We start from the raw sequence: 20,005 nt of genomic DNA, 5'->3' as shown, positions 1-20,005 counted from the left end.
TTTCATTTCCTTACTATTATAAGCTTCTGGAACCAGCAAAGAAAGTCGTGATTTCCATCAAAATACCTAGGATAAACATGTTTGCGCTTTCTTATTTGTACGGCTCATAATACGAAAGAACTTAACTTTTTTTAGGCCAAAATTAATCCTTGATCTTTAATCTGTTTATGCATATGATTAACGTGATAACCTGTGTTTTAAAGCGGATATTCGACATTTTTTGAGCATGAATTGAAGTGGCTGGATCCTTAAGATGAAGGTTGATTATGTTGTAATATTTAATGGGCCTGAAATAGGGCTCTTCTCTTTTTTTTGAGAGTTTTATACAAAAAAAACAATAGTTTAAAACCATACTATATATAGAAGTACGGTGGGAGGAGCAGGACAATGAGCAGCATACCGAAAATCGTAATCCTTGGAGCGGGTTACGGTGGCATATTAACAGCGCAGCGGCTGCAGAAAGAGCTCAATTATAATGAAGCTGATGTGACGTTGGTGAACAGACATGACTATCATTACATAACAACACACTTGCATATGCCAGCAGCAGGTACAGATAGCATTGAGAATACTCGTGTTGCTATATCGAAGCTAATCGATGAATTTAAAATTGATCTGGTGAAATCTTCTGTACAAGAAATTCGTCTCCATGACAAAAAGGTCATCCTGGAAGATGGTACCTTGTCCTATGATTATCTAATTATCGGACTAGGCGGCGAGCCGGAAACCTTTGGAATCCCAGGCTTAGCGGAGTATGCGATGTCCATTCGGAGTATTAACTCGGTCCGATTAATCCGTGAGCATATTGAGTATCAATTTGCGCTGTATAAGAATGAACGCAGACCACAAGAGCGAATTAACTTTGTTGTTGGGGGGGCGGGCTTTAGCGGTATTGAATTTGTGGCTGAGCTAGCTGATCGTATCCCTAGATTGTGTAAAGAGTATGATGTCGACCCTGCGCTTGTGAACATCTATAATGTTGAGGCTGCACCATCGGCTTTACCGGGCTTTGCACCTGAGTTAGTGGATTATGCGATTGAATTGCTGCAGAAGAAGGGTGTAACGTTTAAATTTGGTGTTGCGATTAAGGAATGTACGCCAAACGGTGTTATCCTTAGTACAGGTGAAGAGATTAAATCTGCAACAGTTGTCTGGACGGGTGGGATTCGTGGAAATCGTTTGGTGGAGTCAGCAGGTTTCGAAACGATGCGTGGACGTGTGAAGGTGGACGAGTATTTACGTGCTCCGGGATATGAGAATATCTATATTATTGGAGATAATTCGCTAATATTCAATGGTGAACGTCCATATCCACCAACTGCACAAATGGCAATGCAGCAGGGCGTTTGTTGTGCACAAAACATTGTAGCCGCCATTCGTGGCAAGGAACTGAAGAAATTCGAGTTCCATAACAAGGGCACAGTGGCTTCACTCGGCCGCGGTGAAGGGATTGCCGTTGTAGGCGATAAGAAATATCAAGGCTTTAAGGCAGCTCAGCTAAAAAAACTGGTTGACCTGCGGTATCTCTTTATTATTGGAGGCATACCGCTCGTCCTGAAAAAGGGAAGGTTTTTGTAAATGAGACACTGCAGTGTTCAGGTTCGGGGTCTGTTGACACGTGATGAGCTAGATCGTTATAACGCACTTATGGAAGTCGGTTCCTATTTGGAGTCTCAGGAACAATATGATTTGGCATATACAATCCAGCAAGAAGTGGATATATTAATTTTGCCAGCGATTGAGCGGTTGAAGGATAAGAGCAGAGCCCGAGATCGTGCGACTGCAGAATATTTGGAATCCTTGGATAAGGAATCAGATGAAGATTAAATAGCATAAAAATGGACAGCCCACCTTGGCTGTCCATTTTTTTCGTTATATTATTAAACTTTCATCAGTTGTACAAAGGCCTCTTGGTCTAGCAGATTTCCGACATAGAATGGACCGAACTCACCGAAGCGGGCGCTCACTTCATCAAAGCGCATTTCGTAAACGAGTTTTTTGAATTGGAGTGCATCATCAGCGAAGAGAGTAACTCCCCATTCCCAATCGTCAAAACCAACGGACCCTGTAATAATCTGCTTCACTTTACCCGCATAGCCTCGGCCAATCATCCCGTGGCTTTTCATCATAGAGCGTCTTTCTTCCATACTAAGCATATACCAGTTGTCACTCAAATCACGTTTCTTATTCATTGGATAGAAACAGATGTGTTTCGATTTAGGAAGCACAGGTTTCAGACGAGCAATCACATGTGGATTCTCCATAGGATCACCTTCTGAGGAACCTGCTAAATAGTTGCTGAGTTCGACAACGCTGACGTAGGAATATGCTTTCGTTGTATATTGAGCGAAAGTTGTTTTATTAAATGCATTTTCAATTGCATTCAGTTCTTCTAGTGTTTCACGCAAATGCATGAATACAATGTCTGCCTTTTGCCCAATGATGGTGTAGATTGCAGTACTACCTTGTTTAGATTCTTCAATTTGATTCCATTCATTAAGGAAATCGTGCAGCTCGTCCAATGCTACAGCGCGTTCCTCGTCATCCGCAGCCTTCCAGGCCGGCCAATTGATAGAACGAAAATCATGTAGTGCATACCAGCCCTCAAGCGTCATTGCGGCTTCGTTCATAGGATCACCCCTAAAATGTATTCTTGCATATCTAGCACACAAACGGAGAAACCGCTTGCTTCATCTTCCTTCATTGTATCTAACGACTGCGATAAGGGCAAACGCTGACACAATCTATTCACCGAATGTTCGTTGATATGTGACATTTTTTTTAGTACACTATCTACTAGCCCGCCTATCGTGTGCTTTTCTTCATAGTCAGAGGAAGCCGCGAATTGTGATGGTGACGAAGAAGAGGTGAATTGGCGACAATGCTGCAGTTTATTCCCGTGCTAGTATTGATGATTTTATTTTTTGTCATGATGTTTGGTATCGGTTTTATCCTCAATATGTTGATGAAAACCACCTGGTTTCCCTGCTACTTGTTCGTGATCGTCATATTGCCAGCTGTAGTTTATAGCTTGTGGAACCGAGATGAGGCGACACTTTGGGCGCATATCAGCTCCTTCCAACTGGTAGATTATCTGACAGGAGTAGCTGGTCTGGCAGGTGCATTTTTGAGCGGCTGGGCCATTCATACCTTACGTGTTAGAGGGTTTAAAATGTTTTAAATATTTACTTCGCACTTATATCGGCATCGGCGGCTCTCCCAAACACGGGTGGGTCGTTTTTGTTGCTCCTCTCAATCATGACCGTTTATTCCAGAAATTTTGCTCTATGAAACAGATTTAAGGAAGTCCTTTTTATGATAGAATAGAGGAAGTCTATTTTAAGACGACAGGGAGGAGCAATCACGATGCGCATGACTAACTTTTTACATTTCACTGAAAATCACCGTTACTGCGTATACCGCGACTTCTGCCTAAGTAGTTTGGATGACAAAATGCTTATTTCCATTTATCAGCCGATGGTAGGTGCTTTTGCGATTAGTTTTTACCGTCTCCTGGTTATGCATGTTCCTATGGAGAAAGTAGGATATTCAGCGATCGAACAGCAGCGCCGTTTATTTTTAACGTTAGGTCTTGAGCCAAGTGAAAAAGGCCGTAAATATTTGATAGAACAGACATCGAAGCTAGAGGCCGTTGGCCTGCTCCAGACTAGCCGCATGTATGTTCCGGAGACAGACGATTATATTTATGAATACGAACTTCAGACACCGTTGTCTCCTTCCGAGTTCTTCAATACACAGCATCTGACACTGCTGCTGCGTGACAAGGTTGGCAAATTTGCCGTTATGTCGTTACGTGAACAACTATGGAGTAAAGAGCCGCAGGAATGGTCTGGAATATCACTAAATAAAGAAAATATTTCAGTTCCGTTTTACGATATATTTGAACTGAATACCCATGTGATCGATTATGAACTAGAGCAAGCTTTAACCGAGGTCGAACCGCCGCGAAATCCTGTGATACAGCCGGTAGTTCCACAGGGTGAAGGGCTTAATTATTCGGATATTATCTTGCGTTTCCCACGTGAATCTAAGAACCGGGTGTTCGTAGAACGTCTTAGGTACGATCACGAACAGCTAGGTATTGTGAATTATGTTGTACGTAAATATGAGCTCAGTGTACAGGATTTATGCCGCCTGCTGGATGAAGATGATATTTTCTCAAGTCAAGGTGAAGTGTTACTGGATGAGCTCCAGCACAGAGCAAGCCTTCATTTCCGTCAAGGGATGAAGATGCAAGAGAAAAGACAGATCACAGCCGGTAAGGTTGTGGCTCTGCATCAAGAACTGAATACGGATCCGGATATTCCTGCTGAGGAGCACGCAGTACAGATGGAGTACTATGTAGAGGTCCCGGTTCAATTTCAATCCAAATGTGATATCCACCAATATAATATGATGCTTCGCAATGAGCCTTATACAAAATTGCTCCAGACTTTTTTTCCGGGTTCAGTACCTGTGCATTTCATGGAGATGTTTGAGAAGATCGACCTTAGCTATAAGCTTCCAGGCGAAGTGATCAATGTACTAATTCATTACTTAATGTCGTTGATTGCAGCTGGTGGAGACCAACGGATCAACCGAAATTTTGTGGAGGCCATCGCTTCCAATATGCTGCTGAAGCAGGTTAACAGCTATGAGAAGGCTGTGCAATATATTCGCGATCAAGCCAAGATGAAGGGCAAGCAAGCTGCCGCCGCTTCTCGCACGCGTTCATACGCCAAGGGAGGCAAGGTGAAGCCGGATATTCCTGTAGCGCTTGAATCTGCTCAGGGTGAAGTCGTAACAGAAGAAGAATATGAGGAAATGCTGAGGCTTGCGGAAGAGATGCAGGCGAGTAAGAAGAGAGGCGGATAATCATTGCCCGCTTCTTGTGAAAGGAAGGTGACTACGTGGATTCTCTTGGTCAATTGCTGGATAGCATGAAAAGTCCAGCGTTTCGTCGTCGTTCAGAGGAGATTGCTGAAAATTTGCTACATCATCCACTTATTCTTAGCCTTCGGGCTGAGCACCCGGAGCTTGATGATCGGGTATTGCGAACGAATCTAAGCCGCTTATATCAATATGTTGGTGATCATGAGAACTGTAAGAATTGTCCGGGACTTGACCTTTGTCCGAATGATTTTCAAGGTCACTTTAGCAAGCTGGATGTTCAGAGCTTGAATGGGTCGATGGAGATCTATGAACGTAAAGCTCCTTGTTCCTTAAAGATTGCCAAAGATAATGAGGACCAGATCCGTAAACGGGTTCGCAGCTTTTATCTGGATGAACGTGCACTGAATGAAGGATACAATGAAGTTGAGATTATGGCGAAAGATCGTCTTCGCGCTCCAGCGGTACATCAAGTGTTCCGATATATTCGGAATACGAAAGAGAACGGATTATCTCCACGAGGCTTATATTTATCAGGATCATTCGGGACAGGAAAGACTTTTTTAATGTGTTATATGCTCCATGAGCTGGCGAAGGAAGGATATACTGGAGTCATCGTGTATATGCCGGATTTCGTTGAAGATCTGAAGTCGATGATGACGGATAATAGCAAGCTCAAAGAAACGGTGGACACGATGAAGAATTGTGACCTACTCATCTTCGATGATATTGGTGCAGAGAACTTGAGCCCTTGGGTTCGAGATCATGTACTGGGGGCTATTCTTAATTACCGAATGAATCGTAAGCCGACCTTCTATACTTCCAATTATCCACTCGATGGGCTCGAAAGACATCTTAGCTTTACAAGTAAGGATGGGGAAGAGGCGCATAAAGGACAGCGTTTAATGAATCGAATTTCTCCATTTGTGGATGCTGTTCAATTATACGGTGAGAACCATCGAGGAAAAGTATAACTCTATTGAAATAAATTATTTATCTATGAAAAAAGTCTGATCAACACGCCGCTTTGGCGAGAGATCAGACTTTTTTGGTTTCCTGCGAGCTCAGAGGAGCATTAGCCAACGATGAACTTAATAATAACCATAGCGAAGAATAGGACGAACATAAAGCCGAACATGCCCGTAAAGCCCAACATTAAATCGCCAAAATCATTACGTGGTTCTTCATTAATATGCTCCCGAGGATCCATTGCGCGCACGTTAACATCCATGGTGCCTGCCTCCTCAAAAGATCAACTACCGTGTGATTGACATCATTGACATCATCACCCAGCTTGTTACTTGTAGTATACCCAAAGGTTAATTCATTTGTAAAGATTGGCTTAACATTCCAATTGGAAAGGAATACCCGTTTCACTTCTCGGATAAGGATGTGGTATACTATAGTGGTTAGCTTAGACATAATAGTTTAAGCACATAATGTGACTTTCCTATAAGGAGGAGAAACTCATGGCTATCGTCAATGTATCCGACCAAACCTTTACTAACGAAGTGGAAGGTCAAGGAACGGTTGTAGTTGATTTTTGGGCGCCTTGGTGCGGTCCTTGTAAAATGCTTGCTCCGATTCTGGACGAACTGTCCCAAGAACTCGGTGATGATGTGAAAATCGCGAAGGTGAATGTAGATGAGAATCCTGAATCTGCTTCCCGTTTCGGCGTGATGAGTATCCCAACACTGATCTTCTTTAAAGACGGCCAACCTGTCGATAAAGTTGTTGGACTAAACTCCAAAGAAGCGTTGAAAGGCATTATTGCCAAACATCAATAAGCAAGCATCTATTTATATAGGATGAACTTGTACCCATATAGCGCCTTCGGTTTATACCGGAGGCGCTTTGTGTGGTTTTGAATCATATCTCCTTGGAGAGGAGTAGAAGGATGGAAGATTTCGCGAAGAAACATCTGGAACAGGAAAAGGCAATGGAGAAAATCCGAAATAAGCTTGCTCTATTACCCGATCTGCCAGGTTGTTATTTGATGAAGAATAGTGAAGGAACAATTATATATGTAGGTAAGGCCAAGGTACTCAAGAATCGGGTTAGATCCTATTTTACGGGCAGTCATGATGGAAAGACCCAGCGACTTGTTTCTGAAATTCGCGATTTTGAATACATTGTTACAGGCAGCAATATGGAGGCTCTAATTCTGGAGTGTAACCTGATTAAGACACACCAGCCTCGTTATAATGTGCTCCTGAAAGATGATAAGACATACCCCTATTTAAAAATTACGAATGAAGCGCACCCACGGCTTGAAGTGACCCGGCGGGTGCTTAAAGATAAAGCTAAATATTTCGGACCCTATCCGAATGCCTATGCAGCACAACAGACGAAGAAGCTGCTTGATCGCATGTATCCTTTGCGTAAATGCGGTGTAATGCCGAAGGAAGTCTGCCTATACTACCATATGGGTCAGTGTATGGCACCCTGTGTAAAAGAAGTTCCTCAATCTGCTTATGAGGAGATTACTCGAGAGATCAGTTCATTTCTAAGTGGTGGACACGAAGAAGTGAAAAAAGAGCTCCAGCGTAAAATGCAGGAGGCGGCAGAAGAGCTGTATTTTGAGCGGGCAAAAGAGCTTCGAGATCAGATTATGCATATTGATGCCATTATGGAGAAACAGAAGATTACGACGACGGATACGAAGGATCGAGATGTGTTTGGTTTTGCTGTAGATAAAGGCTGGATGTGTGTTCAAATTCTGTATATGCGTCAAGGGAAAATGGTCCAGCGAAATGCATCTGTGTTTCCGTATTATGGAGAAGCGTACAGTGATTTTATGTCCTTTGTAGCGCAGTATTACAGTGAGAACCCAGCTCTTCCTCAGGAAATTCTTCTGCCAGGCCCTTCGTCTGATGATATGGACCAAGATGAAGTCTCTTCGCCCGTTACGGAGAGCGAAGCAGTGACCTCTGAGGAGATTAAGGAACCTGCTGTATCTGAATCGGAAGGTAATCCTAAGGCTGAATCCTCCAAACCTGCCGAAGACTTCCTTGGTGAGGGAGCAGGAACGGTGGACGCTGCTGGTGGAGCTGCTGCTCTGCAGGAATGGATTGGTGTGAAGGTTCATGTACCGCAAAGAGGGCTGAAGCGGCAAATGGTTGGGATGGCTGCACAAAATGCAAAGGTATCGCTGGATGAGAAGTTTAGACTGATTGAGCGAGATGAAGAACGGACAACGATTGCTGCTGCTAATCTAGGAGAGGTTATCGGTCTCGATACGCTACACCGAATTGAGGCGTTTGATAACTCGAACATTCAAGGAACGAATCCTGTCTCTGCTATGGTCGTATTTATCGACGGGAAGCCAGAGCGAAAAGAATACCGGAAATATAAGATACGATCTGTACAAGGTCCGGATGATTATGGAACGATGCGAGAAGTTATTCGCCGTAGATATGAACGGGTGCTTAAGGAAAATCTAACGATGCCTGATCTGATTGTGGTGGATGGAGGCAAGGGACAGATTTCAGCAGCTGTGGATGTTCTGGAGAATGAGCTAGGCTTGTTTATTCCTGTCTGCGGGCTTGTGAAGGATGCGAAGCATAAGACAGCACAGCTGATGGTTGGGGACCCACCGGAGCCGGTGGCACTGCCACGTGACAGCCAAGAGTTCTACTTGCTTCAGCGTATACAAGATGAAGTTCACCGATTCGCGATCTCGTTCCACCGGGAACAACGCGGGAAGTCGATGGTGACTTCGAAGCTGGATTCCATCCCAGGCATAGGAGAGAAACGCCGAAAGATGCTGTTGAAGCATTTTGGATCCATCAAAAAGATAAAAGAAGCTACCATTGATGATTTCCGTCCTCTGTCCATAGGCGATAAACTGGCTAAAGAAATATTGAAGGCACTGCGTGATGAGGAGTCGTAAATAAAGGACTTCTTCTTATAACTTGATTGTAATGACATAAGAAAAACGGCTTTCATCCAGAAGATGGACGAGAAGCCGTTTTTTTGTTGCCAAATTAATGAAGGGAATTGGTTAGATCGTTTTAGCTACTCTTGATTTATTGAATTTATAGATTACATAACCAACGATGGCCGGCAGAATGATGTAGAAGATGCCCATTCCTAGGTTGAATGGATCATTCATCATCATGAGGCTGAAGCCCATCAGAATACTGTTGAACACAACATGGGCAAATACCGAAGTTAAGTATCCATATCGTAAGAAGATGTAACTGAACATGAGTCCGATGATAATGAGCTCAATCGGTCTTGAAATGACCGGATAGATCGGATATAAAGTATGTCCGAGAGCCCAAATAGTGGAAGTAATCAGACTTGCCACAAATGTGTTTCGTACGATTTTTTTAACCATTTTGATCCCGAACAGACGGTATACTGCCTCTTCGGATATTCCCGCCAGCCACGCCATCAATGGAAAGAGCCATGGATAGAGCATGTTATAAGGTGATTGTGAGGCATCTGTTGTAGACCAGGTGTGGAGTGTGAAATTCAATCCTATAAAGATCAAAGACTGAGCTCCGAGCAAAATACATGCCCATATATATCCTAGTTTCATGCTCTCTAGCACGTAAGAACCATACCCGGCTTCGCTTGCGCGTGGCCAAGGATTCAGTCCATCTTCCTTACGCCATAGTCCGCTTCCTCCAACAAGAGAGAAGTACAAGAGTGCTGAGAATACAAGAGAATATACGGCATAAAAAATCATCATACCCATGATACCGGCATCTGACATACCTTCCGCTTGGAAGACGGGAATTAGGTTGTAGGTATTCAGCATCTGAATAACAAACAGGAACACGGCAAGAAAGATACCACGTTTAAATGATGTGTGAGCTTTCGTTTTTACACTGTATACAATGGCTAAGATCCCCAAGATTAGCGTGAATAAACCATATCCCAGTAGAGTGAGCAGCGTTGCGTTTAGTGTCTGTTTCTCTACATAGGCTGTGTGGTCCTTCGGAACCGAAAATACAGGTTCATAGGAACGAAGTTGATTATCCTCGAAGGAGAATTTCAGCTGGAGCTGTGAACTCCCAATCTTAGCTTCGGGGTCTTGATATATCAGTCCAGGCTCCCCTTCTTTGGTGATCTGTTTCAGGTTGGATAGACTATATCCTTCTCTCTCTAGCCAAGGCTCAGCTAGTGACATCTTTTCAGTCAGTGACATCTCTCCTTCGATTAAACGAAGCATCTGATTGCGGACGTCACCTTTTTGCAGGAGGGCACCTTCATAACTAGAGTCAGGCAGATCATAAGAAAACCCTGCTACACTAGCATTCTGCATATGGACGTCTACGTTTAGGGCTACTCCATCAGCTTGCACTAACCGAACTCGAAAGACATCATAGGGGTATTTGCTCTCAAACTTTTTATTGTATTCGCGGAGCAAATTCTCTTTAGATAGATATCCATAAACATCAGATCTGGATTGATATGTAACGAGAGGTTTGTCAGTGGAAGAAGTCCTACTATACTGCAGATGTTCTTGTGCGAATCTTTCAGCAGCACTGATGGCTGCCTCCTTGGTGATCATTTCGGGTGTTTTGACCTCGGATGAAATAGAGGCTGTGGATGGAAAGACCTGAAAGATGAGAAATAGAATGAGACCAATAATTCCAAGTAGTACCAATGGTTGTTTGTCAGATTTAAGATGAAGAGGGTGTCCTGCTTTATTCATGTCATTCCTCCTTTTGGCATTAGCGAGTTATCAATTAGATTAAGCTATCTGTTTTCATGAAGACATAAAGTCAATATAACATAGATATGAAAGACACAAACGGCTTATCCCATTCAAATTTATGAAAAATTCGATGAAAATGAAGGAAAGATTCCGAAAAGCGTAGATAACCATGTGCTACTACTCTAGAATATGCCCAATTCGGTTCATTTTTAAGTTAATTTAAGTCTAAAACGGCTTTGGTATCCTTAAAGGATTGCGTTATAATCACTACATGCTATTGAACATGTTCATGAATCATAATATTGGATAACGTTAATTGAATAGATCAGCCGAATTTCGTAATGAAAATGGGGGAACCATTTAAGTGGGGTGAATTTCGCTTCCGAAAGGTAGTGAATAGGGCGACCTGTGTTATGCCCGAATCCGTCAGCTAACCTCGTAGGCTGTAGCACAGGAACCCAACCGCGTAAGGCATTGGATTTCCAGTGTCTTTTTTTCTTTGATTTTTTTAAAGAGGTGAACATGTTGACTTCCAAAATTAAATGGCTTCGCTTGTCGCCGCCGCAAATTCTCGTCATGGGATTTGGGGCCATTATCCTGATTGGGACGATGCTTCTCATGCTCCCGATTTCCAATACGACAGGGGAACCGCTGAACTTTATGGATGCTTTGTTCACGGCGACATCTGCTACCTGTGTAACAGGTCTTGTCGTGGTGGATACAGGGACATTCTTCAGTTCCTTCGGACAGGTTGTCATCATGATAATGATACAGATCGGTGGTCTGGGTTTCATGACCATGGCAACACTGTTCGCGCTTGTATTGAAGCGACGCATTTCATTGAAAGACCGTCTAGTTCTTCAGGAAGCGATGAATCAATCTTCTATGGAAGGAATCGTGCGCTTGATCCGCAGGGTTCTACTGTACTCCTTAGTGATTGAAGCGTGCGGAGCGACACTACTAACCATCCGATGGGCTTTTGATATGCCGTTTGGTAAGGCGCTTTATTTCGGCGTTTTCCATGCGGTAACCATGTTTAATAATGCGGGATTTGATCTGTTTGGCGACTTTAAGAGCTTGACTGGATTTGTATATGATCCGCTTGTTAACTTTGTGGTGATGTTCCTGATTGTATCCGGAGGGATTGGATTTATCGTCATGGCTGATCTGGTTGATTATAGGAAGAGTCGGAGGCTTTCACTGCATTCTAAAGTGGTGTTATCCATGACAGGGTCGCTGATTCTCATAGGTGCTGTGGTTATTTTTATCTTTGAATTTACAAATCCAGAGACACTAGGCTCGCTGAATTGGGGCGGGAAAATTCTAGGCTCCTTCTTCCAGTCGGTTACGCCGAGAACAGCGGGAGCCAACACACTAGATATAACTGAGCTACGTCAGGCTACTCAATTTTTCATGGTTATACTGATGTTTATCGGAGCTTCTCCAGGCTCTACGGGTGGTGGTATCAAAACGACAACATTCACAATGATGATTGCCGCTGTTATTGCCATGATGCGAGGCCGAGACGATATTGTGTTGTTCAGATACCGTTTGGTTCAGGAGCGAATTCTTAAAGCGTTAACGATTACGCTGCTTGCACTACTGCTGGTTATTACAGTGTCGATGATTCTATCGACGACAGAGGATAGCAGCTTCCTCACTATACTCTTTGAAGCTACGTCAGCATTTGGTACGGTAGGGCTGTCTATGGGATTAACTCCTGAGTTGTCGCTCTTCGGTAAGTTACTTATCTGTGTAACGATGTTTGCTGGTCGTCTTGGTCCATTAACACTTGCTTATGCATTAGGACCCAAGAAAGGTAAAGAGTTGTATCGTCATCCCGAAGGTAAAATGATTATTGGATAAGGAGATTGGCTAAGAAATGAAACCAAAGCAGTTTGCAGTGATAGGGCTGGGGAGATTCGGTTCAAGCCTTGCGCTTGAATTGATGGAATTAGGATATGAGGTTCTCGGGATCGACCAAGATGAAGAAGTGGTCGAAGATATGAGTGAGCTCCTCACCCATACTGTGGTCGCTGATGCGACAGACGAAGAAGTACTTAAATCGCTTGGTATTCGTAATTTTGACTGTGGCATCGTGGCTATAGGAGACGAAATTCAAACGAGTATTCTTGCAGCAATTCTTCTTAAGGAATTAGGTGTTAATACGGTCGTAGCCAAAGCAATCTCTGTGCTACACGGACGGGCGCTGCAAAAGCTGGGTGTAGACAGGGTTATTTTCCCGGAGAGAGATATGGGAATTCGTGTCGCTCATCAACTTGTTACACCGAATCTTCTCGATTATATAGAGCTCTCTAAAGAATACCGAATTGTAGAGATGACGGTAACGGAATGTATGGACGGCAAAACATTAAATGAGTTAAACACGCGTGTTCGTTATGGGATTAGCGTAGTAGCGCTGAACCAACGTGCGGGTGTCATTGTGGCTCCGACTGCCATGGATGTGCTGCGTGCTGGAGATATCATGGTTGTTATTGGAGCGAAGGAGAACATTGATCGTTTTGAAGGTGAAGTTGTAAATATGTAATATGTAATTATAAATACGATTCTGGTGATACCAGATATGAGTGTAAACAACCTGGCGCGCTTCGCGTCAGGTTGTTTGTTGTTGGTTCTCTTGAAGTTCTCTAAATAGGACCTCTGTTTCGGCAATCCACCTGTTGGCTGCATTGCTTAGTTCGGATGCGTTTCCATAGATGAGGCTTGTTGTCCGTCTCGTTTCGACTAGAGCAGGAATGTGAATATCAACAAGACCGTTGTCCGAAAGCAATTGGGGGCGAAGATATGATTTCGGAAGTAATGCTGCCGCTTTACAAGTAGGAATAAGCCGCACGATCGCTTCGAACGAATCGATTTCCATGCGAATATCAGGCATAATTCCACAGCGATGAAATAGATCGTCCGTTAACTTTCGGTACCAGGTTCCAGTTGAGAAGATGATCATAGGCATCCCTTGGAGCTGTTCAATTCCGACATCGAGACTATCTGCTAAAGGATGTGTTGTGGGTACGACGAGTTCAAGGTGGTCATCAAAGAGAGGGATGCAATTTAAGCCAGGCTGATTAATAGATGAAGCAACAATTCCAACATCCACCCGTTTATCACGGACATAAGAAACAATTTCATGTGTTTTTCCTGTTACTAATTTGATCTCAGCAGATGGATGCTTCTCCATAAATGCATTCACAAGGGGAGGTAGTGTAGTTTGGAGTGTGGTTAGACTAGCCCCGAGCGTGATGGTGATTTGTTCTTCTCCACGATAATGAGCAAGAGTCTGCATGAATTTTAGTTGCTGTTGTCGCTGCTCCAAGGCATATGTATATGCAAGCTGACCAATAGAAGTAAGCTCCAGACGTTTACCACGTCGATTAAACAACTGAACGCCAAGCTGATCTTCAAGTTTGGCAATCTTGCGTGAAAGGGCAGGCTGAGATAGATTCAGCAGTTTGGAAGCTTTATTAAGGCTGGATTGCTCAACAACAACGGAGAACACGTCCAATTCTTCGAACAATACGATCACTTCCTATAATAATGACTTATGCGTATAGATTATAACGATTAATAATTATATTGCAATTCCATTATAAGAAAAAAAGGAGTAACATGAAACATGACACAGGATGTTCACAGAATAACCGAAATGTGGCACATTTTGTCGTTGTATGCGTGTGACGCATAGATAGTATTAGTGTAATAGATTACGTTGAGTCTTAATGAAAACGCTGTACAATCAGAAAGGGGAACGTCAACTGATGAAAGGGTATTATTCCAGAAAGCTGCACTCTTTGCTTGGTATCATACCGCTCGGAGCCTTCTTGCTCACTCATATGATCACCAACTTTAAGGCTTTCGATGGTGGAAAGGAAGGCTTTGCTAAAGGTGTCGAGTTTATTAACGGTCTGCCGCTCATATTTTTCCTTGAGCTACTTCTGATTTGGCTGCCACTTCTGTACCATGGCGTTTACGGCTTGTATATTGCTTACCAAGCAAATAACAACGTCGGAAACTACAATTATGAACGTAATATTCGCTTTACTTTACAGCGGATCACCGGTGTTATTACGTTTGTATTTGTTATCTGGCACATGTACGATACTCGTTTTATGATTGCAATTGGTAAGATTACACATGATGAGCTGGGTGCCACAATCCATGGTATTGTAAGCAATCCGATTCTGTTCATTCTGTATATCATCGGAATTGTGTGTGCAACTTTCCACTTTACGAATGGCTTGTGGGCGTTCCTAGTAAGCTGGGGCATCACAGTTGGTCCACGTGCGCAGCGTATATCTTCTTACATCTGCATGGGTCTATTTGTAATTACTAGTGTAATGTTTATATTGGCATTGACTGCTTTCCGTGATTCGGAATTTGCAGCTACAGCACTACTTGATGTGTGTAAGACAGTCTTGAGCTAAAGGAGAGTGAACAGAAATGGCATCTAACATTATAATCGTGGGTGGCGGACTGGCTGGGTTGATGGCAACCATTAAAGCTGCTGAAGCTGGGGCTCACGTGCATTTATTCTCACTAGTACCTGTTAAACGTTCCCACTCTGTGTGTGCGCAAGGCGGTATTAATGGAGCGGTTAATACGAAAGGGGAGGGTGACTCTCCTTGGGAACATTTCGATGATACGGTTTACGGTGGTGACTTCTTGGCGAATCAGCCACCAGTTAAGGCGATGTGTGACGCAGCACCTGGCATCATTCACTTGATGGACCGGATGGGTGTTATGTTCAACCGGACACCGGAAGGGTTGCTCGATTTCCGCCGGTTCGGTGGAACGAAACGACACCGTACGGCATATGCCGGCGCTACAACAGGACAGCAGCTTCTGTATGCACTGGATGAACAAGTTCGTCGCTGGGAGACTGCGGGCCTTGTAACGAAGTATGAGAACTGGGAATTCTTGAACGCAGTTATTGATGATGAAGGTGTCTGCCGTGGTATTGCAGCTCAAGATCTGCGTTCAATGGAAATTCGCACGTTCCCGGGTGATGCTGTTATTCTTGCGAGTGGTGGTCCTGGTATCATCTTCGGTAAGACAACGAACTCGGTTATTAATACAGGTACTGCAGCAAGTGCTGTATATCAGCAAGGGGTACATTATGCTAACGGTGAATTCATTCAGATTCACCCAACAGCCATACCAGGCGATGACAAACTTCGCCTGATGTCTGAGTCAGCTCGTGGTGAGGGTGGCCGAATCTGGACTTATAAAGACGGAAAGCCATGGTACTTCTTAGAGGAGAAATATCCTGCTTATGGAAACCTAGTACCGCGTGATATTGCTACCCGTGAAATATTCCATGTCTGCGTAGATGAAGGACTCGGAATAAATGGTGAGAACATGGTTTATCTGGATCTTTCACATAAAGATCCTAAGGAACTTGATGTTAAACTGGGCGGAATCATCGAGATTTACGAAAAGTTCATGGGTGATGATCCTCGTAAAATCCCTATGAAGATTTTCCCGGCTGTACACTATTCTATGGGCGGCATGTGGGTTGACTACAATCAGATGACCAACATTCCAGGATTGTTCGCTGCTGGAGAATGTGATTATCAATTCCATGGCGCGAATCGTTTGGGTGCCAATTCACTCGTATCTGCTATTTATGGCGGTATGGTAGCTGGTCCAAAGGCGATCGAATATGTTAAAGGGTTGAAGAAATCATCTCAAGATATTTCCTCTTCGATCTTTGATCGGGCTGCTAAAGAACACACAGCTAAATTCGATAGTCTCCTAAATATGCAGGGCACAGAGAACGCTTATGTTCTGCATAAAGAGCTTGGTGAATGGATGACCAACAACATGACGGTGGTTCGTTATAACGACAAGCTTGAAGCAACCATTGGCAAGATTAAAGAGCTGAAACAGCGCTATAAGAATATTAATATGACGGATACTTCCCGTTGGAATAACCAAGGCGTAGCATTTACACGCCAACTCTGGAACATGCTTGAGCTTGCTGAGGCCATGACACTTGGAGCACTGATGCGTAACGAAAGCCGCGGTGCTCACTACAAGCCTGAGTTCCCAGACCGTAATGACGAAGAGTTCTTGAAGACAACAAAAGCGACATGGACACCGGATGGTCCACAGATTTCTTATGAAGATGTAGATGTATCCTTGATCCCACCGCGTATTCGCGACTATTCGAAAGATAAGTAAGAAGGGGGATTTGACATGGCTCAAACCACAGCAGCCTCGAAGAGCGTCAAATTTATAATTACCCGTCAGGACAGCCCGGAGTCGAAAACCTACACTGAGGAATTCAATCTCCCATACCGTCCTGGCATGAACGTAATTAGTGCATTGATGGAAATTCAGCGTAATCCGAAGAATGCTCAAGGTCAGTCTACAACTCCCGTCTGCTGGGATTCTAACTGCCTTGAGGAAGTCTGCGGTGCTTGTTCCATGGTGATTAACGGTAAACCTCGTCAGGCTTGTGCAGCGCTAATCGATAAGCTGGAGCAACCGATTCGTATTCAACCGATGAAGACCTTCCCGGTTGTACGTGACTTAGTAATCGATCGTAGTCGTATGTTTACGGCTTTGAAGAAAGTTAAGGCCTGGATTCCAATTGACGGTACTTACGATCTTGGTCCTGGTCCACGTATGCCTGAGAAGAAACGCCAGTGGGCTTATGAACTATCTAAATGTATGACTTGCGGTGTGTGTCTTGAGGCATGTCCGAACGTCAATGAGAAGACTGACTTCATTGGCCCCGCAGCCATTTCACAAGTTCGTCTTTTTAATGCCCATCCAACAGGTGAAATGAATAAGGAAGAGCGTTTGGAAGCATTGATGCAAGATGGAGGTATTGAAGGATGCGGAAACTCACAAAACTGTGTGCGTTCCTGTCCTAAAGGTATTCCACTGACTACATCCATTGCTGAGATGAACAAAGATACCACGAAGCATCTGTTCAAACGCTGGTTGAGCGTGTAAGAACATTCATTCAACTATGAAGAGCACTTGTCCTGGTTGTTAATAGGACAGGTGCTCTTTTTACATAGTCATCAGACAGAGGAATTGAAACTATGATTACAGAAAAACCGATTACGATAGAGGATATCCGTGCAGATTTAATACAACTGGGAGTTAAACCAGGAATGACTCTTCTGGTCCACTCTTCATTGAAAAGTGTAGGAGGATGGATTGTAGGCGGTGCTGAAGCGGTCATTTTGGCACTGGAAGACTTGCTGGGAGCGGAAGGGACACTAGTTATGCCTGCCCACTCTGCCGATCTGACAGATCCGTCGACATGGGGGAATCCGCCTGCTGATCCTAAATGGTGGCAATTGATTCGCGATGCGATGCCACCTTTTGATGTAGACTTCACAATCACATCCTACATGGGCATAATGCCTGAAGTATTCCGGCGTCAAAGTGGGGTTCTTCGGAGTAATCATCCTCATGTCTCTTTTGTGGCAAGAGGAAAATACGCGGAATTCATCACGAATGAACATCGACTCTCCTACAGCTTGGGTGATGATTCGCCACTAGCCAAGCTTTATGAGCTTGGAGCTTATGTCTTGTTGCTTGGATCAGGCTATGATAATAATACCTCCTTTCACTTAGCTGAATATCGAGCAGATTGGGAAGGGAAGAAGGAAGTAACTGCGAGTGCGCCGATCCGAAGAGAACAGGGACGTACGATATGGGAGACTTTCGAAGATATCGATTTTTCGTCCGATGATTTTGCTCAGATTGGATCTGAATTTGAACAAGACTGCAAGGAGATGTATACCGAAGGGTTCGTTCAGAAGAGTAGATGTGTACTAGCAGAGCAGCGTGCGATGGTTGATTATGCAGTGCAGTGGTTAGAGAAGAATCGTAAGGCGTGAAGCTGAATGATGAATAATAGATAGAGAATACAGAGAAATTGCCCTAGACTAGATGGCTGCTTGATTAACATCCATTCTATATCAAGGGCAATTCTTTTTTTTCGATTAACTAAGGCTTCATCAATCTGCGTAGTAATTTGAGTCCCTCTTTGCCGGGGTAACGGAAACTAAAATCAAATTTATTCGTCTGACGTAGAATACTCTTCATATGAGAGAAGGTTTCAAAGCTGTGCTTACCGTGATAAGAACCCATACCGCTTTCGCCAACGCCTCCAAATGGAAGGTGAGGAGTAGCGAGATGCATGAGGGTATCATTTACACATCCACCACCGAAGGAGACTTCGGACAAGACCTTGCGCTGAACTTGGGAATCTTGAGTGAAAAGATAAAGCGCTAGCGGCTTAGGTCTGTTATTGACCGAGGTGATGACCTCATCCAAATGATCGTATGTCAGAATAGGAAAAATAGGTCCGAAAATTTCGTCCTCCATGACAGGCATCTCCCAAGTAATATCATCCAGTAAAGTAGGCTCAATGAGAAGTTTGCTTGCATCACACTTCCCTCCATGTCGCAGAGAACCGTTGCTTAAGAAATTGGATAATCGCAGAAAATGCTTCTCGGATACGATTCTGCCATATTCCGAATTCATAAGAGGAGAATCACCATAAAACTCGGTGATGGCTTCTTTCATGTGTTTAAGGAGTGGCTCCTTTATACTTTCGTGGACGAGTAGATAGTCCGGTGCAACACAGGTCTGACCCGCATTGGTGAACTTACCAAAAACGATTCGCCTTGCGGCCAACTTAAGTGGAGCATCCTTGTGAACGATGCAGGGGCTTTTTCCCCCAAGCTCAAGGGTGATCGGAATAAGATTTTTGGCAGCTGCTTGCATAACAACTTTACCGATATTCGTACTGCCTGTGAAAAATATATAATCTAAAGGTTGCTTAAGCAGACTTGTACTTGTGTCCGGTCCACCTTCTACAACGGCTACATATTGATCCGAAAATGTATCTTTAATCATAGATGTGATAAGAGCTGATACGCTTGGTGTTAATTCGGATGGTTTAATAATGGCTGTATTTCCTGCTGCTATTGCACCGATCAGTGGTGATATGGCAAGTTGCCAAGGATAATTCCAAGGGGAAATGATGAGAACCGTACCATAGGGTTCTGGATGAATCTCTCCACGGCTTCCGATATGTGTCAGAGCAGTTTTAACACGGCGTGGTTTAGCCCATTTATGAAGATTTTTCATTACATAGGATAGCTCTTTATATACAATTCCGATCTCAGTTGTGAAGGATTCTTGTTCACTTTTGTTTAAATCTTGTTGTAATGCCTTTATAATTTCATCTTCTTTTGCAATTAATGCGGTCTTTAGTTTATTCAGCTGCTCCATCCGGAAATGAATATCTCTTGTCACACCAGATTTGAAAAATCGACGCTGATCTGAAACTAATTGTTCAATGGAATCGTTAATGCTCATAGGTGAACTCCTTCCTGTCCCGTTTCTAGATGACGGACAATGATGCTCTTCTATAGATTATAAAGGAGGCCGCTACAA

At 43.7% G+C, this 20,005-nt stretch carries 18 protein-coding genes and 1 riboswitch; of the genes, 13 read left to right on the top strand and 5 right to left on the bottom strand.

The features are described from left to right. Positions 1–387 precede the first annotated feature (387 nt). Positions 388–1,578 carry an NAD(P)/FAD-dependent oxidoreductase gene (locus tag ACK8P5_RS21330; protein ID WP_422658246.1) on the top strand — a complete coding sequence of 397 codons (1,191 nt, stop codon included), beginning with the start codon at positions 388–390 and terminating at the stop codon, positions 1,576–1,578. Next, entirely contained in the window at positions 1,579–1,827 is a 249-nt protein-coding gene (locus ACK8P5_RS21325) for a hypothetical protein (RefSeq protein WP_422658245.1), read from the top strand. Positions 1,828–1,880: 53 nt separating this feature from the next. On the opposite strand, the gene hemQ is transcribed toward ACK8P5_RS21325, so the two are convergent. Then, complete coding sequence (gene hemQ, locus ACK8P5_RS21320; RefSeq protein ID WP_422658244.1) at positions 1,881–2,630, bottom strand: hydrogen peroxide-dependent heme synthase; 750 nt, start codon at positions 2,628–2,630, stop codon at positions 1,881–1,883. 251 nt (positions 2,631–2,881) lie between these two features. Here hemQ and ACK8P5_RS21315 point away from each other — a divergent pair, with 251 nt between their 5' ends. From ACK8P5_RS21315 to dnaI, 3 genes are all read left to right on the top strand, one after another. After that, complete coding sequence (locus tag ACK8P5_RS21315) at positions 2,882–3,181, top strand: YuiB family protein (RefSeq protein ID WP_422658243.1); 300 nt, start codon at positions 2,882–2,884, stop codon at positions 3,179–3,181. A 185-nt stretch (positions 3,182–3,366) separates the two neighbouring features. After that, positions 3,367–4,875: a helicase DnaB gene (locus ACK8P5_RS21310; protein WP_422658242.1), complete on the top strand. Its 1,509-nt coding sequence runs from the start codon at positions 3,367–3,369 to the stop codon at positions 4,873–4,875. Positions 4,876–4,910: 35 nt separating this feature from the next. Further along, positions 4,911–5,864 carry a primosomal protein DnaI gene (dnaI, locus tag ACK8P5_RS21305; protein ID WP_422658241.1) on the top strand — a complete coding sequence of 318 codons (954 nt, stop codon included), beginning with the start codon at positions 4,911–4,913 and terminating at the stop codon, positions 5,862–5,864. Between the two features lie 101 nt (positions 5,865–5,965). On the opposite strand, the gene ACK8P5_RS21300 is transcribed toward dnaI, so the two are convergent. Further along, complete coding sequence (locus tag ACK8P5_RS21300) at positions 5,966–6,121, bottom strand: YqzM family protein (RefSeq protein WP_422658240.1); 156 nt, start codon at positions 6,119–6,121, stop codon at positions 5,966–5,968. Positions 6,122–6,359: 238 nt separating this feature from the next. Between ACK8P5_RS21300 and trxA the strand changes: the two genes are divergently transcribed. Both trxA and uvrC read left to right on the top strand, forming a co-directional pair. Continuing rightward, positions 6,360–6,677, top strand: a complete 318-nt coding sequence (gene trxA, locus ACK8P5_RS21295; protein ID WP_208917865.1) for a thioredoxin — start codon at positions 6,360–6,362, stop codon at positions 6,675–6,677. A gap of 110 nt (positions 6,678–6,787) precedes the next feature. Beyond that, entirely contained in the window at positions 6,788–8,782 is a 1,995-nt protein-coding gene (uvrC, locus tag ACK8P5_RS21290) for an excinuclease ABC subunit UvrC (protein ID WP_422658239.1), read from the top strand. Between the two features lie 111 nt (positions 8,783–8,893). Here uvrC and ACK8P5_RS21285 read toward each other — a convergent pair whose 3' ends face one another. Continuing rightward, the gene (locus ACK8P5_RS21285; protein WP_422658238.1) at positions 8,894–10,558 is read right to left on the bottom strand and encodes a CPBP family intramembrane glutamic endopeptidase; all 1,665 of its coding nucleotides are present in this window, start codon (positions 10,556–10,558) and stop codon (positions 8,894–8,896) included. 320 nt (positions 10,559–10,878) lie between these two features. After that, positions 10,879–11,021, top strand: a riboswitch (cyclic di-AMP (ydaO/yuaA leader). A 62-nt stretch (positions 11,022–11,083) separates the two neighbouring features. On the opposite strand from ACK8P5_RS21285, the gene ACK8P5_RS21280 reads away from it, so the two are divergent. Next, a complete protein-coding gene (locus ACK8P5_RS21280; RefSeq protein ID WP_422658237.1) occupies positions 11,084–12,427 on the top strand; it encodes a TrkH family potassium uptake protein in 1,344 nt (447 codons plus the stop codon). A gap of 16 nt (positions 12,428–12,443) precedes the next feature. Beyond that, positions 12,444–13,109: a potassium channel family protein gene (locus ACK8P5_RS21275; protein WP_422658236.1), complete on the top strand. Its 666-nt coding sequence runs from the start codon at positions 12,444–12,446 to the stop codon at positions 13,107–13,109. Between the two features lie 66 nt (positions 13,110–13,175). Here ACK8P5_RS21275 and ACK8P5_RS21270 read toward each other — a convergent pair whose 3' ends face one another. Further along, on the bottom strand, positions 13,176–14,093 hold the full coding sequence (locus ACK8P5_RS21270) for a LysR family transcriptional regulator (protein ID WP_422658235.1): 918 nt from the start codon (positions 14,091–14,093) through the stop codon (positions 13,176–13,178). A gap of 241 nt (positions 14,094–14,334) precedes the next feature. Between ACK8P5_RS21270 and ACK8P5_RS21265 the strand changes: the two genes are divergently transcribed. The 4 genes from ACK8P5_RS21265 (at position 14,335) to ACK8P5_RS21250 (ending at position 18,438) form a co-directional block, all read left to right on the top strand. Further along, positions 14,335–15,000, top strand: a complete 666-nt coding sequence (locus tag ACK8P5_RS21265) for a succinate dehydrogenase cytochrome b558 subunit (protein ID WP_422661537.1) — start codon at positions 14,335–14,337, stop codon at positions 14,998–15,000. A 16-nt stretch (positions 15,001–15,016) separates the two neighbouring features. Further along, on the top strand, positions 15,017–16,759 hold the full coding sequence (sdhA, locus tag ACK8P5_RS21260) for a succinate dehydrogenase flavoprotein subunit (protein WP_422658234.1): 1,743 nt from the start codon (positions 15,017–15,019) through the stop codon (positions 16,757–16,759). Positions 16,760–16,774: 15 nt separating this feature from the next. Beyond that, on the top strand, positions 16,775–17,539 hold the full coding sequence (sdhB, locus tag ACK8P5_RS21255; RefSeq protein ID WP_422658233.1) for a succinate dehydrogenase iron-sulfur subunit: 765 nt from the start codon (positions 16,775–16,777) through the stop codon (positions 17,537–17,539). Between the two features lie 92 nt (positions 17,540–17,631). After that, positions 17,632–18,438 (top strand): aminoglycoside N(3)-acetyltransferase, encoded by an 807-nt coding sequence (locus ACK8P5_RS21250; RefSeq protein ID WP_422658232.1) that lies wholly within the window; start codon positions 17,632–17,634, stop codon positions 18,436–18,438. 109 nt (positions 18,439–18,547) lie between these two features. On the opposite strand, the gene ACK8P5_RS21245 is transcribed toward ACK8P5_RS21250, so the two are convergent. Beyond that, complete coding sequence (locus tag ACK8P5_RS21245) at positions 18,548–19,927, bottom strand: aldehyde dehydrogenase (protein ID WP_422658231.1); 1,380 nt, start codon at positions 19,925–19,927, stop codon at positions 18,548–18,550. Between the last annotated feature and the right edge of the window lie 78 nt (positions 19,928–20,005).

It is taken from the genome of Paenibacillus sp. EC2-1, assembly GCF_049311625.1.
In the GTDB taxonomy this organism is placed as follows: domain Bacteria; phylum Bacillota; class Bacilli; order Paenibacillales; family Paenibacillaceae; genus Paenibacillus_AQ.
Note: the sequence above shows the minus strand (reverse complement) of the source record. Positions and strands in the feature narration are given on the sequence as shown.

What these genes read in the sequence shown, in the direction of transcription:
- ACK8P5_RS21330 (WP_422658246.1), top strand. Translation starts at nt 388, where the DNA reads ATGAGCAGCATACCGAAAATCGTAATCCTTGGAGCGGGTTACGGTGGC.
- ACK8P5_RS21325 (WP_422658245.1), top strand. Translation starts at nt 1,579, where the DNA reads ATGAGACACTGCAGTGTTCAGGTTCGGGGTCTGTTGACACGTGATGAG.
- hemQ (WP_422658244.1), bottom strand. Translation starts at nt 2,630, where the DNA reads ATGAACGAAGCCGCAATGACGCTTGAGGGCTGGTATGCACTACATGAT.
- ACK8P5_RS21315 (WP_422658243.1), top strand. Translation starts at nt 2,882, where the DNA reads ATGCTGCAGTTTATTCCCGTGCTAGTATTGATGATTTTATTTTTTGTC.
- ACK8P5_RS21310 (WP_422658242.1), top strand. Translation starts at nt 3,367, where the DNA reads ATGCGCATGACTAACTTTTTACATTTCACTGAAAATCACCGTTACTGC.
- ACK8P5_RS21300 (WP_422658240.1), bottom strand. Translation starts at nt 6,121, where the DNA reads ATGGATGTTAACGTGCGCGCAATGGATCCTCGGGAGCATATTAATGAA.
- trxA (WP_208917865.1), top strand. Translation starts at nt 6,360, where the DNA reads ATGGCTATCGTCAATGTATCCGACCAAACCTTTACTAACGAAGTGGAA.
- uvrC (WP_422658239.1), top strand. Translation starts at nt 6,788, where the DNA reads ATGGAAGATTTCGCGAAGAAACATCTGGAACAGGAAAAGGCAATGGAG.
- ACK8P5_RS21285 (WP_422658238.1), bottom strand. Translation starts at nt 10,558, where the DNA reads ATGAATAAAGCAGGACACCCTCTTCATCTTAAATCTGACAAACAACCA.
- ACK8P5_RS21280 (WP_422658237.1), top strand. Translation starts at nt 11,084, where the DNA reads ATGTTGACTTCCAAAATTAAATGGCTTCGCTTGTCGCCGCCGCAAATT.
- ACK8P5_RS21275 (WP_422658236.1), top strand. Translation starts at nt 12,444, where the DNA reads ATGAAACCAAAGCAGTTTGCAGTGATAGGGCTGGGGAGATTCGGTTCA.
- ACK8P5_RS21265 (WP_422661537.1), top strand. Translation starts at nt 14,335, where the DNA reads ATGAAAGGGTATTATTCCAGAAAGCTGCACTCTTTGCTTGGTATCATA.
- sdhA (WP_422658234.1), top strand. Translation starts at nt 15,017, where the DNA reads ATGGCATCTAACATTATAATCGTGGGTGGCGGACTGGCTGGGTTGATG.
- sdhB (WP_422658233.1), top strand. Translation starts at nt 16,775, where the DNA reads ATGGCTCAAACCACAGCAGCCTCGAAGAGCGTCAAATTTATAATTACC.
- ACK8P5_RS21250 (WP_422658232.1), top strand. Translation starts at nt 17,632, where the DNA reads ATGATTACAGAAAAACCGATTACGATAGAGGATATCCGTGCAGATTTA.
- ACK8P5_RS21245 (WP_422658231.1), bottom strand. Translation starts at nt 19,927, where the DNA reads ATGAGCATTAACGATTCCATTGAACAATTAGTTTCAGATCAGCGTCGA.